Origin of the sequence: Cylindrospermum sp. FACHB-282, from assembly GCF_014697195.1 — a bacterium.
In the GTDB taxonomy this organism is placed as follows: domain Bacteria; phylum Cyanobacteriota; class Cyanobacteriia; order Cyanobacteriales; family Nostocaceae; genus Cylindrospermum.
Genome location: NZ_JACJRJ010000031.1, coordinates 39,964 through 59,327, shown reverse-complemented (window position 1 = coordinate 59,327; position 19,364 = coordinate 39,964). Strand labels below are relative to the sequence as shown.

Below are 19,364 nucleotides of genomic sequence, written 5' to 3'. Positions count from 1 at the left end.
TAGTCTTAGTAGAAAGGTAGTTCACAATTTGATACCTCCTTGGGTAGAAAAAGAGGAAATTTAAATATATATTTAATTGACAGGAGTAGTAGTTTATGCATCAACAATTAAAACACGCAATACTGCCGCAGACAACCCATGATGAGTTGGCTCGGCAAGCATTTGTTAACACGCTCAGAACTCATATCGGTAGTCAAATTAACTCCAAGGTTTACGAGATTTATGAAAAGCAGGTAGCACCGCGGTTTAAGCAAGAGCATGAGCGTCTTCCCCAAGACCGTTTTGAAGTGCGGGCAGCTATGGGGGATAACCTCTTGTATGCCTGGTCGAGTGCTTTAAAGCGGACATCCCAAGAGGTGATGTGGGAATCTGTGGAAAGCAGTATTGAACGGCAGATAGATGATTTGGTGACGAAATATCAGCAGCTTTGTCATGGTGATCAAGTGAACCCGCAGCCAAGGCTCGGTTCTTTAACCTTAGATGCAGATTTTACGATTCCCAAATATCAGACTATGGTGGATATTCACTGTATGCCGGGAGGATATCACACTGATAGAATGGCGAACGACATCACAGCAGGTGCCCTTTATGACCGGGGGGTTTATCTATATGTTCAGGGGCGTTTGGGCCCGCTCAATGATGGTTTGGGGCAAGCACTTGTCCACAACTACTTAAAGGTACAGCATTCAGAGTGGCAGCCTAAGCGCATTTTAGATTTGGGTTGTACTGCTGGCCATAGCACCCTACCCTATGTAGATGCTTACCCTGACGCAGAAGTTTACGCTATCGATATTGGTGCTTCCACCTTGCGCTATGCCCATGCTAGGGCAGAGGATTTAGGTAAGCGAGTACATTTTTCTCAACAAAATGCCGAATGCACGAATTTTGCTGATGGATATTTTGATTTGATTGTTTCCCACTTGTTGCTCCATGAAATTCCTGGGTTTGCTATTCGTAATGTTTTTCAGGAATGCGATCGCCTACTGGCCCCCGGTGGACTCATGGCCCATCTGGATGCACCTTTATACAAAGATATGAAACCGTTTCAGGCTTTTGTTTCTGACTGGGAGACAGCCAATAACAATGAACCGTTCTGGAGTGCCATGCGAGACTTGGATCTAGAAGCAAGCGCCATTGAGGCTGGTTTTGCAGCAGATAAAGTCATCCCTACCTTTATTCCTTTGTTTATGCCCACTGCTGTGCAGTCTCAGGAAAAATCAAGCTCCCAAGCCGATAAACCTGTTGCTAGAAGCTTTGGTAGTCGGGGAAGCTGGTATGTATTTGCTGCTCAAAAATAATTAGGAAAGCGAAGATGCCAAGATTTGCTAAAGGGAAACGGCCCATTTTTTTAGAGAATAAGCAAACAGATCAACTGTTATCCATTGTGATAGCTTTGATGGGCGAAGTATCTGTATTGCGCGATCGCCTGGATACTTTGGAGCGGTTAGCAGAGGCAAAGGGCCTGATTTTGCGCCAAGAAATTGAAACTTATGAACCAGACACCCATATTATTGAAGAACAGGAGCGATCGCGGGCTGAATATGTGGCGCGAATTTTACGCATCTTGCAAGAAGAGTGAGAGTAGCGAACCCTAGGGGATTTATCCAATTCGGCTTTTAACTTCTTCTGCCAAATTTTCCAGTGCTACTGCTATTTGCTCACCTGATTTTAAATCTTTGAGCGATGACTTCTGCGCGGCTGCTTCTTCAGAACCAATAATCACGCAAAATTGAATTCCTTGTTTCTGGGCTAACTGAAATTGTTTACCTAATCCTCGTTTGTCAAAGCTAGTTACAACATTAATGCCCGCCTGACGTAACTGTTGTGATACTTTTAAATAAATAGGCATCAAATCCTCTTGCATATTCACTACCATTACCTGGGCTGGTGTGGCAGCTAAAGTGTTAAGAACGCCAGCTTTTAATAACCGACTAATTAAGCGAGTTAAACCTATAGAAATTCCCACTCCAGGCATTTTTTCACCCAAAAATACCCCAACTAACTCTTCATATCTGCCACCAGAACAAATACTACCTAAAGCTTCATGCCCTAATAGGGTTGTTTCGTAAACTGTGCCCGTATAGTAATTAAGACCACGGGCAATACGTAAATCAATACAAAAACGATTTGCGGGAACTCCGAGATTACGCACCCCTGTAATTACTGTTTCTAGTTCAGCAACTCCCAGACAAAATTGCTCAGATTCTGGCAGATTTTCTGATAGGTGTTTAAGCTTATCTAATACCTCATCGACTCCACCATCGATTTTAATAAAATCAATAATTTTTTGCACCTGCTCTAGTGAAATACCCTCTTTTTCTAAATCTTGTTTTACCTTACCTTCCCCGATTTTCTCCAAATTATCGATAATGCCGATACAGGATTTAATTTGGTTTTCAGCAATTCCTACTGACTGAAAAAAACCAGTAAGAACTTTGCGATTATTGATGCGAATTAGAAAATCACCAATATTAATTGCTGTAAATATTTCCGTGATAATTGCCGGCATTTGAGCATCATATAGCAAGCTGAGTTGGCCACGAGTAACCACATCAATATCGCACTGACGAAATTGACGGAAACGCCCATCTTTTGCCCGTTCACCACGAAAAACTACATCCATTTGGTAACGGGCGAATGGAAAAGTCAATTCATTTAAATGACGGGCAATATACGCCGCCAAAGGTACTGTTTGATCAAACTTTAGAGCTTTTTGCTCTGAACCAGAATCACCCGATTTATCCTTCTCAGCTTGGCGATTTGGTGGCAGAATTGGCTCAATGCCATAAATGATATTATCTCCTTGATTCCCTTTGGCTTGCAGCACTTCTAAACGTTCTACTGCTGGGGTTTCAATGGGTGTAAATCCATAGCTTTCAAAAACCCTACGGATAATATCTAGTAAATATAATTCCAGTCGCTTTTCACTAGGAAGAAATTCAGGAAATCCGCTAGGAGTCGAAAAGTTTATTTTGTCAATTTTTGCCATAAAAAATTAATTTTGGTAATGGAAGGCTGGGGATTTTCAATCATTATTAGCTATCTGGAATTAATCCAAATATTTTTGTTCAATAATGAGGAATTAACACATTATAACGCGCCCTAAAGATTGATAATTAATTTTATCAAAATTACTGGAAATTTTCAGCTATTATTGTATCGGTTTTTCTGGAACTAGGGTGAGTTGATAGACTTGATCATTTTTAACCAATGCCAAATTACAGTGTATATGAACCAGATCACTCTTCTTCATGGAGGAGCATAATGGGCATTGCTTGATGAATATTAGATATACAAAAAAAATATATTCAGCTAACTAGGTAATTGCTGATTTCCAATTATTTTTGACTATTCTTGATGATTAAACCACCAAGGATCTTTAATTGAGTTGGTTTTAATCAAAAAAGATTTTTTTCGCATAAACCGTTTCAATGCTGTCGCACCCATACCTGATCCACCCATCCCAGAAAATTTAAAGGCATTTTTCTCTCCTTCATGCATAATTGCTGTTAAGGCAGCATCGTTGATACTGATGGCACCTGCATCTATCTGCTGGGCAACTTCTAATGCTAACTCTTCTGACTTGGCAAACACAGCAGCACTCAACCCATAAATTGAGTCGTTTGCCAAATGCACTGCTTCTTCAACTGTGGAAAAAGGCATTACTGGCATAATTGGGCCAAATGTTTCTTCTGTCATCACTTCCATTGAATGGTCAACTTCGGTGAGAACTGTGGGACGACACCACCAACCCCCACCTAATTCTTCCACTTTACCGCCACAGTGAATTACTGCTCCTTTAGACGCTGCATCCTGTAGATGTTCATTAATAATTGCTGCTTGGTTTTCGGCAATGATTGGGCCAATTTCACCACTTTCTATTGTGGGGTAGGCTAGCTGGAGGCGAGAAGCTTTAGCTACTAATTGATGATAAAACTTTTCAAATATAGATTCAGCCACATAAATTCGCTCAATTGAGAGGCATGACTGTCCGGTGTTGACGACTGAACCCCACAAAATTGCTGAGGTGGCTAATTCTAAATTGGCTGATTCTAAAACTATTGCTGGGTCTTTGCCTCCTAATTCTAAAAAAGCTGGAATAAAGTTTTTAGCTGCGGCTTCTGCAACTCTTCTCCCAGTTTCTACGCTGCCTGTAAAGCATACCAAATCTACATTTTCAATCAAAGCTGCTCCCGTTTGTCCTGCTCCCTCCACAAAAGTTAAGACATCGCGCAATTTGGGGACGGTATTAAGGGCGGTCATTAGCGGTGCTACAAAGCGGGGGGCAATTTCACTAGGTTTAACAATAACGGCACAACCCGCTAGCAATGCCGGAATTGTGTCCATTGTAGACAGCAACAAGGGAAAATTCCAGGGGCTAATTACCGCTACTAGGGGGTAAGGAACTGATGTTTGTTGTAAGGCGATAAAGGGGATGGCTGTATTTTTGGCAAATTCTTGCAGCAACTGTGGAGCTAATCCACACCAGCGGTCGATGCTAGAGAGAAAGGAGTCTATTTCTAGGATGGATATTGACAATCTTCCTGTGTCATTTATTAAAGCCTCTGTCAGCTGTTCGCGCCCAGATAAGATGACTTGCTTCCACTGCTGTAAGGCTTCAATTCTCCCTTCTATACCAATCTGCTGCCAACTAACTTGTGCCCTGCGGATACGGTTACATTGCTGGGCTAGTAGTTTTGGGGGTGGTGGGATAATTACATAGTCATATTTGCCAGTTCGGGGGTTGCGGACTTCTATTGGTTTTGTCATTGGTCATTGATTAAACAAGTTATTATCAAATTACCCCCAATAACGAAATGCCCATAAGGATGCTTTTGAGATTTATCGAAAACAATTTTTGTGGGGTTTCATTAAAGTTATCCTTTGATTGGCGGTTCCTGAGAGGATGTTTTAAAAGTCTAAATTCATACTCCCCTGGGCGATTAGAAATCGCGCGCCACATGCTTCAAGTCGGCGGAGCCGCCCAACGCAGTGGCTTGGCTACACAGACAAAACCCACCTTTCCTGCGGAACGCTACGCGAACGTGGGTTAAAAACCCTTAATTTTTCATTAGTCCACGGAGGTGGACTTCGTTTGTGTAGTAGCGTTCGCGGAGCGTGCCGGAGGCTCTATTATATTCGCCCAATACTTTTAAAACATCCTCTTAGTATAAAACACCGTAGTGGGAAGATTGTTGTAGTTGGAAGTATGAAGGAAATCTTGTACATCCTTAATAGGACTGTGATTCGCCCAGATCATAACGTTTGCGGTTGATGTGGGAGACTTCACAAGATTTTTATGGTTGATGGCGTCCAAGAATATCAGCGATCGCTCTAGCTAAATCCTCTGGATCAACAGGCTTAGAAACGTGCTTTTGGAAACCAGCCGCCATTGCTTGTTTGTAGTCAATTTCTCCAGCATAAGCGGTTAAGGCGATCGCCGGAATTTGCCCACCTTGCTCTGGTGGTAATTGTCTCACCTGGCGCAGCAACATATAGCCATCGATCACCGGCATGCCAATATCACTTAACAGAATATCTGGCTGTGACTGATCCAGTACTTCCAGAGCTTGATCTGCCGATGCCACTGCCTTTACAGTGGCCCCATACTCTTCTAAGGTAAAACAAAATAAATCTCGCACATCAGCCTGATCGTCTACAAGCAAGATTTGCACTCCAGAGAGTAATAAGTCTTGGGTTGATTGTTCTAAATCAGCAGACTCAGGACTCGAAGAAGGTAACTCAGTACTTTTGAGCAACGGTAGCTTGACTGTAAATGTTGCACCCTGTTCTTTTCCAGCACTTTCCACCTGAACAGTACCCCCATGAAGTTCTACTAGATGATGCACAATTGCCAGTCCCAGTCCTAATCCACCAAATACCCTGGTTGTTTTGGCATCTGCTTGGCGAAAGTATTCAAAGACGTGAGGCAAGAATTCCGGGGTGATGCCAAGGCCAGTATCAATCACCTGGATTTGTGCATCTAACCCAACTTTTTCTAAACGTACTTCCACTCGTCCGCCTGTGGGAGTAAACTTCACAGCATTCGAGATTAAATTCCAAACTATTTGTTGTAAGCGATCGCCATCGCCCATCACCTCAACGATATCATTACTCAGGAACGTTGTTATTTGAATTGACTTAGCTTCTGCTGCCAAGCGTACCGTTTCTATGGCGGTGATGATTGTGACGCGCAAATTTACCGCACAAATATTGAGACTCAACTTACCTCGTAAGATTCGGGAAACATCTAGCAAATCTTCAACTAGTTGAGTTTGTAACTTGGCATTGCGCTCAATTGTTTCCAAAGCGCGATTGACGGTAGCTTCATCGTGCTTGCGGGTGCGGAGTAACTTAGCCCACCCCAAGATGGGATTTAGGGGCGTTCTCAGTTCGTGAGAAAGCACAGCGAGGAATTCATCTTTAATGCGGTTTGCTGTCTCAGCTTCTGCCCGGGACTCTTTTTCTGCCTCATAAAGTTGAGCGCGGGCGATCGCCAAAGCACACTGCTGCCCTAGAGTAAACATAAATCCCCGGTCTTCTTGATTAAATGCTAGGGCTGTAGCAAAGCTCAATCCCAATCCCCCTATTGTTTTTCCCTCTACTATCAGAGGAATACAAGCAAAGCCACGATTTTCTGTGATATCTGGCAGATCCGCTAAATGGGGATACTTAGCAGCTAAGGACTCTACATTTTCTATAAAAATTGCCTGCCCAGTTCTTAATGTTTCAGCTAACGGGACAGAAGCAGTAATCGGGAAACTTTTCCAAGCATCTACCAGTGATTGCGGATAGCCAATGGCTTGCACAACGTTGATGGTAGTACCTTCTTTAGCTAATAAAACGATGCTCCCAGATGTAGCTCCCAAAGCTCCAATTCCTTGATTCACCACCACATCCGCCACTTCCTGAGAAGTCAACGCTTCGGAAAGGGCGGCGGTAATTCTTTGTAACTGCACCGTGCGATTAACAGCCCTCTCCGCTGCTTGCTTGGACTGTTGAGTTTCCTGGTAGAGTCTAGCATTATCAATTGCTGTTGCAGCACGACGGGCAATATCCTCTGCTAAAGCCAAGTCTGTCAATTCATAGTGATGATCAGACTCAGCCGAGAAGAAAGAGATTGCCCCGAATAATTGCCCACGGGAACTTAGTGGAATCACCATCAGAGAGCGAATACCCAAGCTTCGGAGTAATTGCAGATGTTCCTTGTCTTGAGCCATCTGTGCCAAAGTAGATTCGGTTAATTGAGGATAAAAGACAGATTTTTCCTGCTCTAGTTTCTGCAAATAATCTTTGACACCGTTTTTTGGCGGATAACGCCGTCTGATTTCTTCTAAAATCCTTCGTTTTCTGGGGTCGGCAGTTTCCAGGGCAATTTGTTGACTAGACTGATCTTCCTGAAAAATCTCCACAACACACCAATCTGACAGAGTAGGAACTGCCAGTTTAGCCACATTTACCAAAGTAATTTCATAATCCAATGAGCTAGCTAGTAAGGTGCTGGCTTCAACTAAAAATTGTTGCTCGGCTTCAACTCTTTTGCGTTCGTGCAACGCGGCTTGCCGTTCGCTAATATCTTCAATAATACCTACCGCATACTTTGCTTGCCCGTTAGCATCCCAAACCGCTGATGAAGTCAAGTTTACCCACACGATGGAACCATCTTTGCAGATGTAGCGTTTCTCCAGGGAATAACCACTAATTTCCTTGGCTAAAACCCGTCGCGCATATTCCCAATCTATTTCCAATTCATTAGGGTGAGTAATTTCCTCGAAGCTCATCTGAATTAATTCTTCATGCTTGTACCCAGTAATCTCACACAGGGCGCGATTAATCTGGAGGAATCGCCCATCCAGCCCTACCAGGGCTATACCTACCGCTGCTTGGTCAAACATTGCCCGGAACCTTTCTTCACTTTCCCGCAGTTCATGGAGATTCTTTTGGGCCCGTCTTTTGGCAGTCTTTAATTCTTCACATAAAATACTGAAGAGAAATCCCTGAAATACAAATAACCCAATTCGCAGGAAATTAGGTGGGTCAAAAAACAAGGTATATTTTGGTTCAATAAAGAAGAAACCGCTCAATATAGTAGACAAGACAGTTGCTAACAGCCCTGACTTCAAACCACCGTACCAAGCACTCACCATGATAGCGCTAAAAAACAGCAAGAAAGGAGTTTTGCTCATTTCCATCCAAGGATCTAGCGCCAGCATCAGCAATAGAGCAACCGTAACATTTAATACAGTCAATCCATGTTTTCGGAACTGAGGATGATTAATATAGGGCATGAAAATGATTGAGAATAGCTAATATTTTTTACCAAGATTCTATCTACCCTAAACTTGTTTGTAAATTATCGTAATTTATCTTCCGATAGATTTTTATCTAAGTTTAAAAAATCTTTTGCTAAAAGTAGTTTTCCCATTAATATTCTTCTATTTGCAGCCAGCATTGAGCATTTATCTTGTACAGATATAATGCTTTCTTATTGATAGCAAATATTGAATATTCACCAGGGCTATTTCGTTTTAGACATCCCCCGCTCAGAACTGAATTGGCTAATCACTAAAGTCCGTTGTCAGAGACTAGAAATTTCTTTTAGTCGTCTTTAGACGAATGAGTGCTATTAGAATCAGAATTCATTCTGATAGCGCAGCGTGACGTAAGTCATAGTGGGTTAGATAAGAATCAAATAGCCCTGGAATATTCAGCAACTCAAGTGCCCAATTTTTTTGAAAAAACTTGGCTGATGATATTTTACCAAAGCAACAATGAAGTCACTGTAAATATATACACATTTTACCAAGAGATATTTTTCAATTCTGCTACCAATTTTTTAATATGCTCTGATTCATGAGTTGCCATCACAGAAATCCTAATCCGACTTGTAGGTACTGTAGGAGGACGAATGGCTGGGGCAAAAATTCCACCTGCTCTTAATTGTTTCCCTGCTGTTAACGCTGCTGCTGCACTTGGCAATTGCAAACATAATATAGGTGATTCTGTAGGCAGTAATTGAAGATTAGGTAAATCTTGGATTAAGTTCTTTAAATAATCTACATTTTGCCACAATTGGGTGCGGCGTTGCGGTTCTTGTCGCACTATCTTGATTGCTGCTAAAGCTGCCGCTGTGTCAGGGGGTGACAGGGCTGTGGTATAAATCCAACTAGGGGCGCGATTCCGCAAAAAATCAATTAGGGCAGCACTTCCCGCTACATAGCCGCCTAAACTTCCCAAGGCTTTACTCAAGGTACCAACTTGAATTAACTCTCTACCTGTACAGCCGAAATGTTCAACACACCCAGCACCATTTTTTCCTAGTACTCCAGTACCATGAGCTTCATCGACTAGCAGCATACAGCTAAATTCTTCAGCTACATCCAACAGCCCATTTAAGGGACATAAATCGCCATCCATGCTGAAGACGCTATCAGTAATTATTAAACAGCGTCGGTAATTTTGCCGCTGTTGACTCAAATTTGCTCTTAATACTGCAATATCGCCATGGGGATATTCAATGAATGCTGCACCGCTGAGAATTGCCCCGTTTTTGAGGCTGGAATGATTGTATTGATCAGATAAGATTAAATCACGCTTGCCTACTATGGCAGTAATTGCACCCAAATTTGCTAGATAGCCTGAACTAAATACTACAGCATCTTCGGTTTGTTTGGTAGATGCGATCGCCTGTTCTAATTCTCTGTGTAATTCTCGGTGTCCACTAAGTAACCGCGAACCAGTGCTACCAGTGCCAAATTCTTGAATAGCCGCAATTGCTGCTGTCAGCAAGCGCTCATCCCCAGCCAATCCCAAATAATCATTACTGGCAAAATTAATTACCTCTTGCCCTGACAACAGCACCGTTGCGCCAGGCAGACCATGGATTGTTTGTACTGAACGATACCAGTTAGCCTGGTGAATAGTTGCCAGGGATTGTTCTATCCAAGCATAAGGGTTTGTCTTCATTTTTGAGTTTCAAGACTCAACTTCGGTGCTGCTAAGATGTGCGATCGCTTGTTTAATCCAATCTTCCACATAGGCATCTTTCGTTAGTCCAATATTTTCACTGACGACATGGAGGGCGTGACTGACTTCATTGGCAGTATATCCCAAAGCAAAGAGAGTCATTTGCACTTCTTCCAAAATCCCTGGTGCTGGGCCACCAGTAGCGACGAAGAACCCTGCTGATTTGCGCCATTCAATTAACTTGCTTTTCAGTTCTAGACAAATGCGTTCTGCGGTTTTCTTCCCCACGCCGGGGGCTTGAATTAAGATTTGGGTATTGGCAGCGATAATGGCTTGAACTAAATCTGGTAGTTCCAAAGTGTCCAAAAGTGCGATCGCCGAAGCTGCACCAATACCGCTGACAGTTTGCAAGTGACGAAATAAATCTCGTTCTGCTGGTGAAGCAAAGCCATATAGCAACGGCACTTCTTCGCGAATTTGGTAATGGGTAAAAATTTGTACCTCTTCCCCAATCGTCATTAATTGCTGGGCGAGTCGTTGGGGGATTTGTAAATCATACCCCATACTATTCACCTCTAAAGTCAGAATCGTGCGACTCGGACTAATTGTTTGGATACCAGCAACAATACCTTTAAGATAGCTAATCATGTTAAGAAACCAAAGTATTTTAATCCTTCGATAATTCCACCTGCACAAAAATTTTGTGCTAGGTAACGGTAGTCAGCGGGATACTCGTTGTGCCATTGGAGTAACTCAGGACGGGCATTGCCGACAATGATTCCCCGTTCGTTGCCTACAGCGAATAAAGCAATATCATTACCTGAATCACCACAAACAACAGTTTGTTCTGCTGCAAATTCCCACTTTCGGCGCAGAAATTGCATTGCCTGACCTTTATCGCTGGTAAGGGGTACAATGTCAAGGTCAATACCGCTGCTATAGATTAACTTTATATTTAATTTAGATTTCTGCAACTCTGCCTCTAGTTTTGGTATAACATTTAGGGCTGCATCTTGTTGGAGGAAAAAACTCACTTTGAAGGGACGTTGTTCTGTGTCTGGTTGGCGAACTAACTCCCGAAACTGCTTGGTGATCGATAAAACCAATTCCCGATCCCAACCAGGGGTGAGGATTTCTACCCAACCAGCATCTGTTGTGTCACTACCATTGAGATAGATTTCTGTGCCCACAGACAGAACGAGAGCATCTGGTGTTAAGAGATTTTTTTCCTTTTGGATTTCGCGGTAGAGAATAGGCGATCGCCCCGTAGCATATACAATCTTAGTGCCATGTTCTTGGCGATGTCTTTCTAAGCGATCGCTTAATTCTGCCAATGTCTTGTCATCGCCTACAAGGGTATGATCTAAATCAGTTACGAAGAGAAATTTAGTCACAGCAAACTCTTTTGTTAGGTGAACCAACAGAATAGTTTATCAGCCTTCGGGCAAAGCAAGAATTAACATTACCATAAATTCACTGTGTATAAAACTTACAAAGGATTCCCTAAAATTCTGGTATGTTTAGGGTTTTCTTCGGAATTTCAAGTAGTACAATTGTTCTAGTAAGATCAACTTTTAGTCTTGGCTATCATCCTTGACTAATGTGAGATGGCCTTTAACAAAAACCCTTAGAATGACCCTAATACCACTATGACACCAATGCCCGGTGTAGTGCCAACCCAAGTTAACCATCAAGCAATTGCTCCATCCAAGCTTGAGCAATATATAGAACTAAAAGCTGAAGAGAATAACCGTGTTAGTACTGAAGATTATGCGGCCCCAACTCTTGCCGATGTCACTAAGACAATAGTGCATTATGCGTTTTGGTTAGCTGAACAAAAACAAAAGCTACCTTTACAAGAGTACAAAAAGCTACTGGCTGAACTGGGTTGGCAAGGTGAGGAAAAGCGTTATCTGAAGATTGCCGCAGCATTTGGGAAGTTTTCCCCCGAAGATTTTGCCCAAGTTGAGCCTAGAACCATATATCAGCTAGGGGAAAATAGTAAAAAGTATCAGCAAGTAATAGAAAGGCTACTAGATTTAAGAGAAATCACCCAAGAAACTATACGCACTTTAACCAAAAAAGCGCGTCATCCTCAAGGCAAAAGACCTGAAAAACCTAGTATTTGGCGGCGGACTAAAAACGGTGGGAGATACTGCCAAATTCCGCCAATTCACGAAGCAGCAGAACAGACTGGAGTTACTCTGCAAAGAATGATGGATGAAGAAGGATTGAGCGCCCAGTATATTGTGGCAGATGCGATCGCCCTGAGACAAGCATATCAGGAAGGCCGACTGGTAAGAGTAGAAGAAACCAAATGCCCGCCAGGTAAATGAAACCCCCGTTGCAAATATCAATCATCAGTTAAAGTTTCAATCAACAAATCTACCTGCTGCTGTCGCTGCTGCAAAAAACTTTCGCACTGACGCAAAGACTCAACAGCGGCGGCAAATTGCTCAAAAACCTCAGCTAAATCCAACTCACCCGCCTCAATGCGAGCAATTATTTTCTCAATTTCTGCCACCTTTGCCTCATAACTCCCACCCACCAGAGAATCAGAATTAGAGGAACTATTACGTTTAACCATTCAAATCTTGGCGTCCTTGGCGCGGCAGTTGCTTTAAGTCGGGAAACCCGCCCAAGGCACTGCCTTGTCTTGGCGGTTTGTTAACTTCTACAACCTTCACTTTAACTTCCCCTTGTCCCAACTGAATCAGCAAATCTTCCCCTACAGTTAATTTTGCCGCCGAACGAGCGATCGCGCCATTTTCTTGCCTCACCACCGCATAACCACGCTGTAACACCGCTTTCGGGTCAATACTAGCCAACTTTTGCCGCAACATTTCTAAATGCTGGGTGGCTTGTTGCGATCGCCCCATAGTCACTTGCAATAACTGCTGACGCTGCCAACCAAGATTTTGCACCTCTTGCTGTACAAGCCTTTCTAACCCCAACCGCCGCAACCGATCTTTTAACAATTGCAGTTGGTTTTCAGCAATTTCCCCAGACTCATGCACCGCCTCATGTAAAGCTGCAACTCGCTGCCGATGCTGATTATACAACTCCGACAAAGCCGGCACAACCCTTTCCGCTGCTGCCGTAGGTGTATGAACACAGACATCAGCAACTAAATCTGCCAAAGACTCATCTCGTTGATGACCAATACCACTAATGATAGGAATGGGACAATTGGCGATCGCCCTCACAACCCGTTCATCATTAAAGCAAGCCAACTCCTCAACCGCCCCACCGCCCCTAGATAAAATTAACACCTCAGCGCGAGCATCTCGTTCTACCCGTTCAATAGCTTTGACAATAGATGCCGGTGCTAAGTCACCTTGGACAGTAGCGGGAGAAAACAAAACTTGTAAACCAGGATATCTGTGTTTAAGGGTTTTTTGAATATCACCCCAAGCCGCAGCAGTGGGAGAAGTGACCACAGCTATAATTTGGGGGTGAATAGGAAGCGATCGCTTTCTTTCCATATCAAACAACCCCTCAGCCTCTAAGCGTTTCTTCAGTTGTTGATAGCGTAACGCCTGTAAACCAGCACCAGCAGGCAAAGCTTGCCATACCGTCAACTGATACTCACCCCGTTGCGGATAAAGCCGGATACTACCCAAAATAATTAACTGTTCACCACGAATCGGTGTCTGAGCCAGTTTTGCCAATTGGCTATTCCACACCACACACTTAATAGTTGCCGTACCATTAGTATCTTGCAGCGTGAAAAATAACCCACTGCGATGATTGTTAGCGCTAGAAACTTCCCCAGTCACCCAAATTTGCCGCAGGTGTTGATCTTCCTCCAGCAGCAAGCGGATGTAGTCAGTTAACCCAGCCACCGAAAGCGCGGTATCGGGAATCAGAGAGTCAAAAATCATCAAAGATGCCTGAAAGCATTTGTGCTAGAGCGATTTTAGCATTTTTCATCAAAACCAAACTTTAGCCCAGTAAACGCTTTAATCTTTTGTAGACATCATCATCATTGCGCTTACCGACTAAAATCACTTCCACTAAATCTTGTTCAGGAAAAAACCTGTAAACAATTCGATATTCACCACTATCAACTCGATATAAACCCTGATAACCAGATAGCTGCTCACTATCAGCTGGTAAAGGCTCAACGTTCAAGGCTAAAACTTTTTTGGCAATTTGTGCTGCTATTTTAGGCTGCAAACCGTTGAGAAAATCAAGAACAGTTGCTAAACCATCAAGCCTCGCCATCAGCTAAATGCTCCAATGCAGACGTAAAAGCCTCTGTACCAACCATTTTGGACTGACTCAAAGCCGTTTCAGCAGCTTGACCAAAAACCATATCCTCTAATTCTTGCAGCCGATTAAGTAATTTATGGTAGCTATCTGCGGAAATAATCACATGACTAGGACGTGATTGTTTGGTTAGTAGAACTGGCTCAATTGCAGCCTTGTCAAAAACCTCACCGTGTTTGTTGCGAGCATCTGTGAGAGTGTAGGTCTGCATAGTAGTTTTGACTATTTTAGACATTATGACTATATTCTAGCAGATGCAATGGGCAAAAGCACCCGCTGGAAGCGATCGCATAACAGGCATTAAACCCAGGCGATCGCACCTTAAAATATTGGTAAACTTAAAGAATCAATCACACCAATGCAGCTAACCCTCCGCGTACCTCTGCGTTAAAAAAAATTACCCATCTCCAAAATTGGCGTTGCTGAATTGGAATATGAAATCGGGAAATTCAACTTTTTTAAGCTTGATTCTTTGCGCCTTTGCGCCTTTGCGCGAGACATATTCATATTTTTAATCAGCAACGCCCCAAAATTGTAGCGATCTATTACCCAAACCAGAGCGCGATCGCATTTTTCAGCTTAAAATTACTTAAGTCTTTTTTTACATAACCCAAACATGGATAATGCCAACCCAGAAACCCCTCCCTTATCCGGCAAAGAAATTTATCAAAAAATTTGTCACAACATTGAAAAAGTGATGAAAGGGCAATCAGCAGCCATCAGGAAGTTGCTCTCAGCCTTTGCTAGTGGTGGTCACGTCTTACTAGAAGACTATCCCGGAACCGGTAAAACCACCTTAGCCAAAGCCCTAGCATTCTCTGTAGATGTCACATTCAAGCGGATTCAATTTACACCAGATTTGTTGCCGTCAGACATCTTAGGCGTTTCCATGCTAGACCCCAATGCACGCACCTTTCATTTCCACGAAGGGCCAATATTTGCTCATATCGTCCTAGCTGACGAAATCAACCGCGCTTCACCCCGCACCCAGTCCGGCTTACTAGAAGCAATGGCAGAATTTCAAGTCAGCATTGACGGAAACTTGCGAAAACTCAAAGACCCCTTCTTTGTAATCGCTACACAAAACCCAGTAGAGTCCCGTGGTACTTACCCCTTACCAGAAGCCCAAATGGATAGATTTGCGCTTCAATTTAGCCTAGGCTACATATCCCCAGAAGAAGAAATTAACCTGCTCTCAGACCAAATTCAGCAACATCCAATTGATACCATTCAACCATGCGTTGACTTACAACACATAATCACCTTAAAACAGCAAGTTAAGCAAATCAGAATCAGTGAAGAATTGAAACGCTACCTTGTAGATATTGTTAATGCTACTCGTTCAGCCGAAGGTGTGCAATTAGGAGCTAGTCCCAGAGCTTCTATTACTTTAATGAAAATTTCTCAAGCTTTGGCTTTGTTTGATGGTTATGAATTTGTCACCCCAGAACACATTCAAGAACTAGCAGTATCAGTCATTGCTCATCGTTTAGTCATGGAACCCCAAGCACGTTTCTCTGGGAAAACTGCTGAAAGTGTGATTGAAGATATTCTCAAATCTGTGCCTGTTCCTACCTAAAATGCAACCTACAAAGACACAACGTTCTATCTATCGTCTTTACCATTTCAGTTCTGCTATTCAACACAGACTAGAAAAACGAGTTACTGTTATGGGTGCGGTTATTTCTTGGTTAACTGCTGCTGCCATAATGGCCGGAGATAGCAACCAAAGCATGACCTATCAGATATTTACTTTTTTGCTATCTATTCTCATCATAGCTACAGTCTATAGTCTATTTTTTCGCTACCGCTTTAGTGCAACTCGCAATTTACCCAGATATGCAACTGTAGGGGTAAAACTGAACTACCGAATTTTGATTCATAACAAAAGTGACAAAATTCAAAAAGGATTAAAATTATTTGAAAATTTTGCTGACCCCCGTCCCACTTTTCAAGAATTTATAGAAACACCTGAACCTGACGAAAATAAACGTAGTACTCTGGATAAAAAATCAGGAGCTTATCGCTGGCTATGGCTGGTTTCTCGGAAAGAATGTGCTACAGCGAAACCAACAGAGTTACCCCCGCTTGCACCTAACAGCAAAACTGAAGTACTTTGTGAACTTACACCCACCCATAGAGGTGTTGTTCGGCTCGTTGGAATGACGATGACGCGACCAGATCCTTTTGGTCTTTTTAATGCTTGTACAACTATTTCTTTACCCCAATCTTTATTAATTCTACCAAAGCTATATAAACTACCACCAATTGAACTTCCTGGTTTAAAGAGATATCAATCTGGTGGGGTGGCTTTAGCTTCATCTGTGGGAGATGCAGAAGAATTTCGGTCTTTGCGAGAATATCGTCCTGGAGACTCACTGCGAAAAATTCATTGGAAAAGTTGGGCAAAAGTTGGTAAGCCAATTGTCAAAGAAGAACAAGATGAATTTTTTGTCAGACACGCACTGATTTTAGATACATTTCAAAGTGAAAAATATAGCGAAATTCTCGAAGAAGCAATATCAATTGCAGCTTCATTAGCCTATGAAGTTCAAACCCAAGAATCTTTATTAGACTTGATGTTTGTGGGTAATGAAGCTTATTCTTTTACCTTTGGTAGAGGACTGAGTCATACTGAAAAAATGCTAGAGATTCTCGCTTCTGTAGTTGCTTGTCGGGATAAATATTTTGATTCACTAATTCCAGTAGTGATTGAGAGAGTTTCTCTGTTGAGTGGGTGTATCTGCATATTTCTCTCTTGGGATGAAGAGAGAATCAAATTAGTCAATTATCTCAAGAGAATGGGTATCCATACCTTAGTACTAATTATTCTAAAACAAGAAGACAATTTAGATAATTTTGATTTTATCCAAGATGAAATCACAACTTTTCATATCTTAAAATTGGGTACAATACAGGAGCAGTTAATGCGTTTATGAAAACACCTCCTTTTCTCCTTGGTGCTGCTTTAATGTTTTGGGGTTTTCAGTCGGGATTCTGGATTTTTGCCCTACTAATGGCTGTAATTCTGGAAGGCTCGCGCTTCATTAATTCGCGGTGGGATTTCTCTAGTGATGATTTCCGGCGCCTTGCTAATCTGTGTTTGATGCTTCTGATCTCTTTATTAGTTTATCTTCTCATTACTCAACGCTCACTTTATTTAATATATTCTTTTTTAGAACTACTGCCATTTGTATTTTTCCCTCTTATAGCTGTTCAGGTATATTCTGTAAAGGAAACTATTGACATTCGTACACTTTTTTTAAAGATTAAAAATGTAACTACAAAAGAGAAATCAACCAAATTTACTATTAATTTAACTTATCCATATTTCGCTCTTTGTATTTTTTCTGCTGGAAATGCCAATACTCAGGACATTTCTTTTTATATTGGGATGTTTTTACTTTCATCGGTTGCTTTTTGGTTTCTGCGGTCTAAAAGATTTCCGCCTACTGTTTGGTTATGTCTAATCCTGCTTGCTGGAATAATTGGATTCATCGGACAGATTGGGGTGGCTCAACTTCAAGTGAAGTTAGAAGAAAGTGTTGTAGCCTGGTTAAGCAATGGTGTCGGACAAGAGATAGATGCTTTCAAGAAACAAACAAGTATGGGAGAACTTGGCACTTTAAAGCAGTCAAATGATATTATATTTAGGGTAAATGCTGAAAATCAAAAAAGCTCTCCTCTTCTGCTAAGAGAAGCAACTTATAATAAATACAAATCTTCTTTTTGGGTAGCATCAAAACCTCAGTTTATTCCTGTTCAACCACAAAGCAATGGTAAGACTTGGACTTTAGGAGATCAACCAGCAAATAGTTCGATACTCACCGTTTCTGCTACGCTTAATCGCGGCAAAGGTTTATTAAGGTTGGTAGATGGCACATTCCAAATTGATGAATTACAAGTTAGTCAAATGGAAAAGAGTAAATATGGTACGGTAAAAGTAGATGGAAAAGTTAACGATATCGTTTACCAACTCAAGTTTAATAATAATCTTTCTGTTGATAGCGCACCTACAGAAGATGATTTGCAAATCCCCCCAAAAGAACAAATAGCAATAAATCAAACTATCAGTAACCTTGATATTCAAAACAAATCACCTCAAGAAATATTAAAGCGTGTAAATAGCTTTTTTCAAAATAATTTTCGTTATTCCCTCAAGCTTGCAGGTAAAGACAATTCTTCAACAGCTTTATCAACATTTTTACTACAAAATCGCTCTGGACACTGTGAATATTTTGCCACTGCAACTACACTTATTTTGCGTGCGGTAGGCATCCCCACCCGTTATGCTGTGGGATATTCGGTGCATGAATTTAGCAATTTAGAAAAGCAATATATTGTCCGCAGTCGTCACGCCCATGCTTGGACAATGGTATATTTAGATAACAGATGGCAAGCCTTTGACACTACACCTGCTGATTGGACAGGTATTGAGGATGCAACTGCTTCTAAATGGTCATTCATCTCTGATTTATGGTCGTTTCTGGGTTTCAGACTTTCAAGCTGGTTAGGAAATGTTAGAGGTAGCAATTTACTTAAGTATGGTTGGTGGCTGATGCTGCCGTTTATCTTGATTCTGATGCGGAGGTTGGTTCCCCAAAAAGGGGTGCGCCGTGTATCGACGAAACAGATATTGCTGAAACAAAGTAACAACTTTGACCCAACTAGAAAGAATTCTGAATTTTATTCGATTGAGAAGGCTTTAAACGAGTTAGGATTTATACGTAACCCTTCAGAGTCTTTAAAGAACTGGATTCAGAGGCTAAAAGAGGAATTATCCCCATCACAGGTTGACGATTTGACTTCGCTGATTGAGCTTCATTATCGCGATCGCTTCGATCCGGTTGCCATGAATGAGACTGAACAAGCAAAATTTAAGTCTGCTATTCAATCATGGCTCGATAAATATAGTAATCCTCAATGAACCTTCAGCTCATCTCCCTATGGAAGCAGTCAATCCCAGCGCACTGAGACCCAGGATTGATTTGTAGGTTAAAAAAATCACCCCTTTGCAAAATCGTCGAGTTTTATTACCCTAATCAGGGAGCGATCGCGTTAGGATCTTGTCAAACATCCTTGTAGGAAAAGTCCTATTACAACATTTTCCAGCTAAAATAGTATAT

At 42.0% G+C, this 19,364-nt stretch carries 16 protein-coding genes; 6 read left to right on the top strand and 10 right to left on the bottom strand.

All coding sequences use genetic code 11. The features are described from left to right. Positions 1 to 95 precede the first annotated feature (95 nt). Together H6G32_RS16730 and H6G32_RS16725 are read left to right on the top strand one after the other, a co-directional pair. On the top strand, positions 96 to 1,298 hold the full coding sequence (locus H6G32_RS16730) for a class I SAM-dependent methyltransferase (protein ID WP_190460271.1): 1,203 nt from the start codon (positions 96 to 98) through the stop codon (positions 1,296 to 1,298). Positions 1,299 to 1,312: 14 nt separating this feature from the next. Continuing rightward, complete coding sequence (locus H6G32_RS16725; RefSeq protein WP_190460269.1) at positions 1,313 to 1,579, top strand: hypothetical protein; 267 nt, start codon at positions 1,313 to 1,315, stop codon at positions 1,577 to 1,579. Between the two features lie 21 nt (positions 1,580 to 1,600). On the opposite strand, the gene hisS is transcribed toward H6G32_RS16725, so the two are convergent. The 6 genes from hisS to H6G32_RS16695 form a co-directional block, all read right to left on the bottom strand. Next, positions 1,601 to 2,989, bottom strand: a complete 1,389-nt coding sequence (hisS, locus tag H6G32_RS16720) for a histidine--tRNA ligase (RefSeq protein ID WP_190460266.1) — start codon at positions 2,987 to 2,989, stop codon at positions 1,601 to 1,603. A 359-nt stretch (positions 2,990 to 3,348) separates the two neighbouring features. Next, on the bottom strand, positions 3,349 to 4,770 hold the full coding sequence (locus H6G32_RS16715) for an aldehyde dehydrogenase family protein (protein WP_190460264.1): 1,422 nt from the start codon (positions 4,768 to 4,770) through the stop codon (positions 3,349 to 3,351). A gap of 527 nt (positions 4,771 to 5,297) precedes the next feature. Further along, positions 5,298 to 8,288: a PAS domain S-box protein gene (locus tag H6G32_RS16710; RefSeq protein ID WP_190460262.1), complete on the bottom strand. Its 2,991-nt coding sequence runs from the start codon at positions 8,286 to 8,288 to the stop codon at positions 5,298 to 5,300. A gap of 511 nt (positions 8,289 to 8,799) precedes the next feature. Then, a complete protein-coding gene (gene bioF, locus H6G32_RS16705) occupies positions 8,800 to 9,966 on the bottom strand; it encodes an 8-amino-7-oxononanoate synthase (protein ID WP_190460259.1) in 1,167 nt (388 codons plus the stop codon). Between the two features lie 9 nt (positions 9,967 to 9,975). Continuing rightward, positions 9,976 to 10,614 (bottom strand): Holliday junction branch migration protein RuvA, encoded by a 639-nt coding sequence (ruvA, locus tag H6G32_RS16700; protein ID WP_190460257.1) that lies wholly within the window; start codon positions 10,612 to 10,614, stop codon positions 9,976 to 9,978. Beyond that, positions 10,611 to 11,360: a sucrose-phosphate phosphatase gene (locus tag H6G32_RS16695; protein WP_190460255.1), complete on the bottom strand. Its 750-nt coding sequence runs from the start codon at positions 11,358 to 11,360 to the stop codon at positions 10,611 to 10,613. The genes ruvA and H6G32_RS16695 overlap by 4 nt, the downstream gene beginning before the upstream one ends. A gap of 255 nt (positions 11,361 to 11,615) precedes the next feature. Here H6G32_RS16695 and H6G32_RS16690 point away from each other — a divergent pair, with 255 nt between their 5' ends. Then, positions 11,616 to 12,302: a hypothetical protein gene (locus tag H6G32_RS16690; protein WP_190460253.1), complete on the top strand. Its 687-nt coding sequence runs from the start codon at positions 11,616 to 11,618 to the stop codon at positions 12,300 to 12,302. A 17-nt stretch (positions 12,303 to 12,319) separates the two neighbouring features. On the opposite strand, the gene xseB is transcribed toward H6G32_RS16690, so the two are convergent. From xseB to H6G32_RS16670, 4 genes are all read right to left on the bottom strand, one after another. After that, on the bottom strand, positions 12,320 to 12,553 hold the full coding sequence (gene xseB, locus H6G32_RS16685) for an exodeoxyribonuclease VII small subunit (protein ID WP_190460251.1): 234 nt from the start codon (positions 12,551 to 12,553) through the stop codon (positions 12,320 to 12,322). Further along, a complete protein-coding gene (gene xseA, locus H6G32_RS16680; protein WP_242046622.1) occupies positions 12,546 to 13,850 on the bottom strand; it encodes an exodeoxyribonuclease VII large subunit in 1,305 nt (434 codons plus the stop codon). Before xseA ends, xseB begins: the two co-directional genes overlap by 8 nt. Before the next feature lie 61 nt (positions 13,851 to 13,911). Then, positions 13,912 to 14,193 (bottom strand): type II toxin-antitoxin system RelE family toxin, encoded by a 282-nt coding sequence (locus tag H6G32_RS16675; protein WP_190460249.1) that lies wholly within the window; start codon positions 14,191 to 14,193, stop codon positions 13,912 to 13,914. Continuing rightward, positions 14,180 to 14,449, bottom strand: a complete 270-nt coding sequence (locus H6G32_RS16670; protein ID WP_190460314.1) for a type II toxin-antitoxin system Phd/YefM family antitoxin — start codon at positions 14,447 to 14,449, stop codon at positions 14,180 to 14,182. Before H6G32_RS16670 ends, H6G32_RS16675 begins: the two co-directional genes overlap by 14 nt. A 405-nt stretch (positions 14,450 to 14,854) precedes the next feature. Here H6G32_RS16670 and H6G32_RS16665 point away from each other — a divergent pair, with 405 nt between their 5' ends. The 3 genes from H6G32_RS16665 to H6G32_RS16655 all read left to right on the top strand — a co-directional run bounded on the left by H6G32_RS16665 (position 14,855) and on the right by H6G32_RS16655 (position 19,165). Continuing rightward, the gene (locus H6G32_RS16665) at positions 14,855 to 15,817 is read left to right on the top strand and encodes an AAA family ATPase (protein WP_190460247.1); all 963 of its coding nucleotides are present in this window, start codon (positions 14,855 to 14,857) and stop codon (positions 15,815 to 15,817) included. A 1-nt stretch (position 15,818) separates the two neighbouring features. Then, positions 15,819 to 17,177 (top strand): DUF58 domain-containing protein, encoded by a 1,359-nt coding sequence (locus H6G32_RS16660; protein ID WP_190460245.1) that lies wholly within the window; start codon positions 15,819 to 15,821, stop codon positions 17,175 to 17,177. Positions 17,178 to 17,254: 77 nt separating this feature from the next. After that, positions 17,255 to 19,165, top strand: coding sequence for a transglutaminase-like domain-containing protein (locus tag H6G32_RS16655; RefSeq protein WP_242046621.1), 1,911 nt, complete (start codon positions 17,255 to 17,257; stop codon positions 19,163 to 19,165). Positions 19,166 to 19,364 lie beyond the last annotated feature (199 nt).

Coding starts and splice junctions, on each gene's coding strand:
- H6G32_RS16710 (WP_190460262.1), bottom strand. CDS start 8,288: ATGCCCTATATTAATCATCCTCAGTTCCGAAAACATGGATTGACTGTA.
- H6G32_RS16670 (WP_190460314.1), bottom strand. CDS start 14,449: ATGCAGACCTACACTCTCACAGATGCTCGCAACAAACACGGTGAGGTT.
- H6G32_RS16655 (WP_242046621.1), top strand. CDS start 17,255: ATGGCTGTAATTCTGGAAGGCTCGCGCTTCATTAATTCGCGGTGGGAT.
- H6G32_RS16690 (WP_190460253.1), top strand. CDS start 11,616: ATGACACCAATGCCCGGTGTAGTGCCAACCCAAGTTAACCATCAAGCA.
- hisS (WP_190460266.1), bottom strand. CDS start 2,989: ATGGCAAAAATTGACAAAATAAACTTTTCGACTCCTAGCGGATTTCCT.
- ruvA (WP_190460257.1), bottom strand. CDS start 10,614: ATGATTAGCTATCTTAAAGGTATTGTTGCTGGTATCCAAACAATTAGT.
- H6G32_RS16725 (WP_190460269.1), top strand. CDS start 1,313: ATGCCAAGATTTGCTAAAGGGAAACGGCCCATTTTTTTAGAGAATAAG.
- H6G32_RS16665 (WP_190460247.1), top strand. CDS start 14,855: ATGGATAATGCCAACCCAGAAACCCCTCCCTTATCCGGCAAAGAAATT.
- H6G32_RS16715 (WP_190460264.1), bottom strand. CDS start 4,770: ATGACAAAACCAATAGAAGTCCGCAACCCCCGAACTGGCAAATATGAC.
- xseA (WP_242046622.1), bottom strand. CDS start 13,850: ATGATTTTTGACTCTCTGATTCCCGATACCGCGCTTTCGGTGGCTGGG.
- H6G32_RS16730 (WP_190460271.1), top strand. CDS start 96: ATGCATCAACAATTAAAACACGCAATACTGCCGCAGACAACCCATGAT.
- xseB (WP_190460251.1), bottom strand. CDS start 12,553: ATGGTTAAACGTAATAGTTCCTCTAATTCTGATTCTCTGGTGGGTGGG.
- H6G32_RS16660 (WP_190460245.1), top strand. CDS start 15,819: ATGCAACCTACAAAGACACAACGTTCTATCTATCGTCTTTACCATTTC.
- bioF (WP_190460259.1), bottom strand. CDS start 9,966: ATGAAGACAAACCCTTATGCTTGGATAGAACAATCCCTGGCAACTATT.
- H6G32_RS16675 (WP_190460249.1), bottom strand. CDS start 14,193: ATGGCGAGGCTTGATGGTTTAGCAACTGTTCTTGATTTTCTCAACGGT.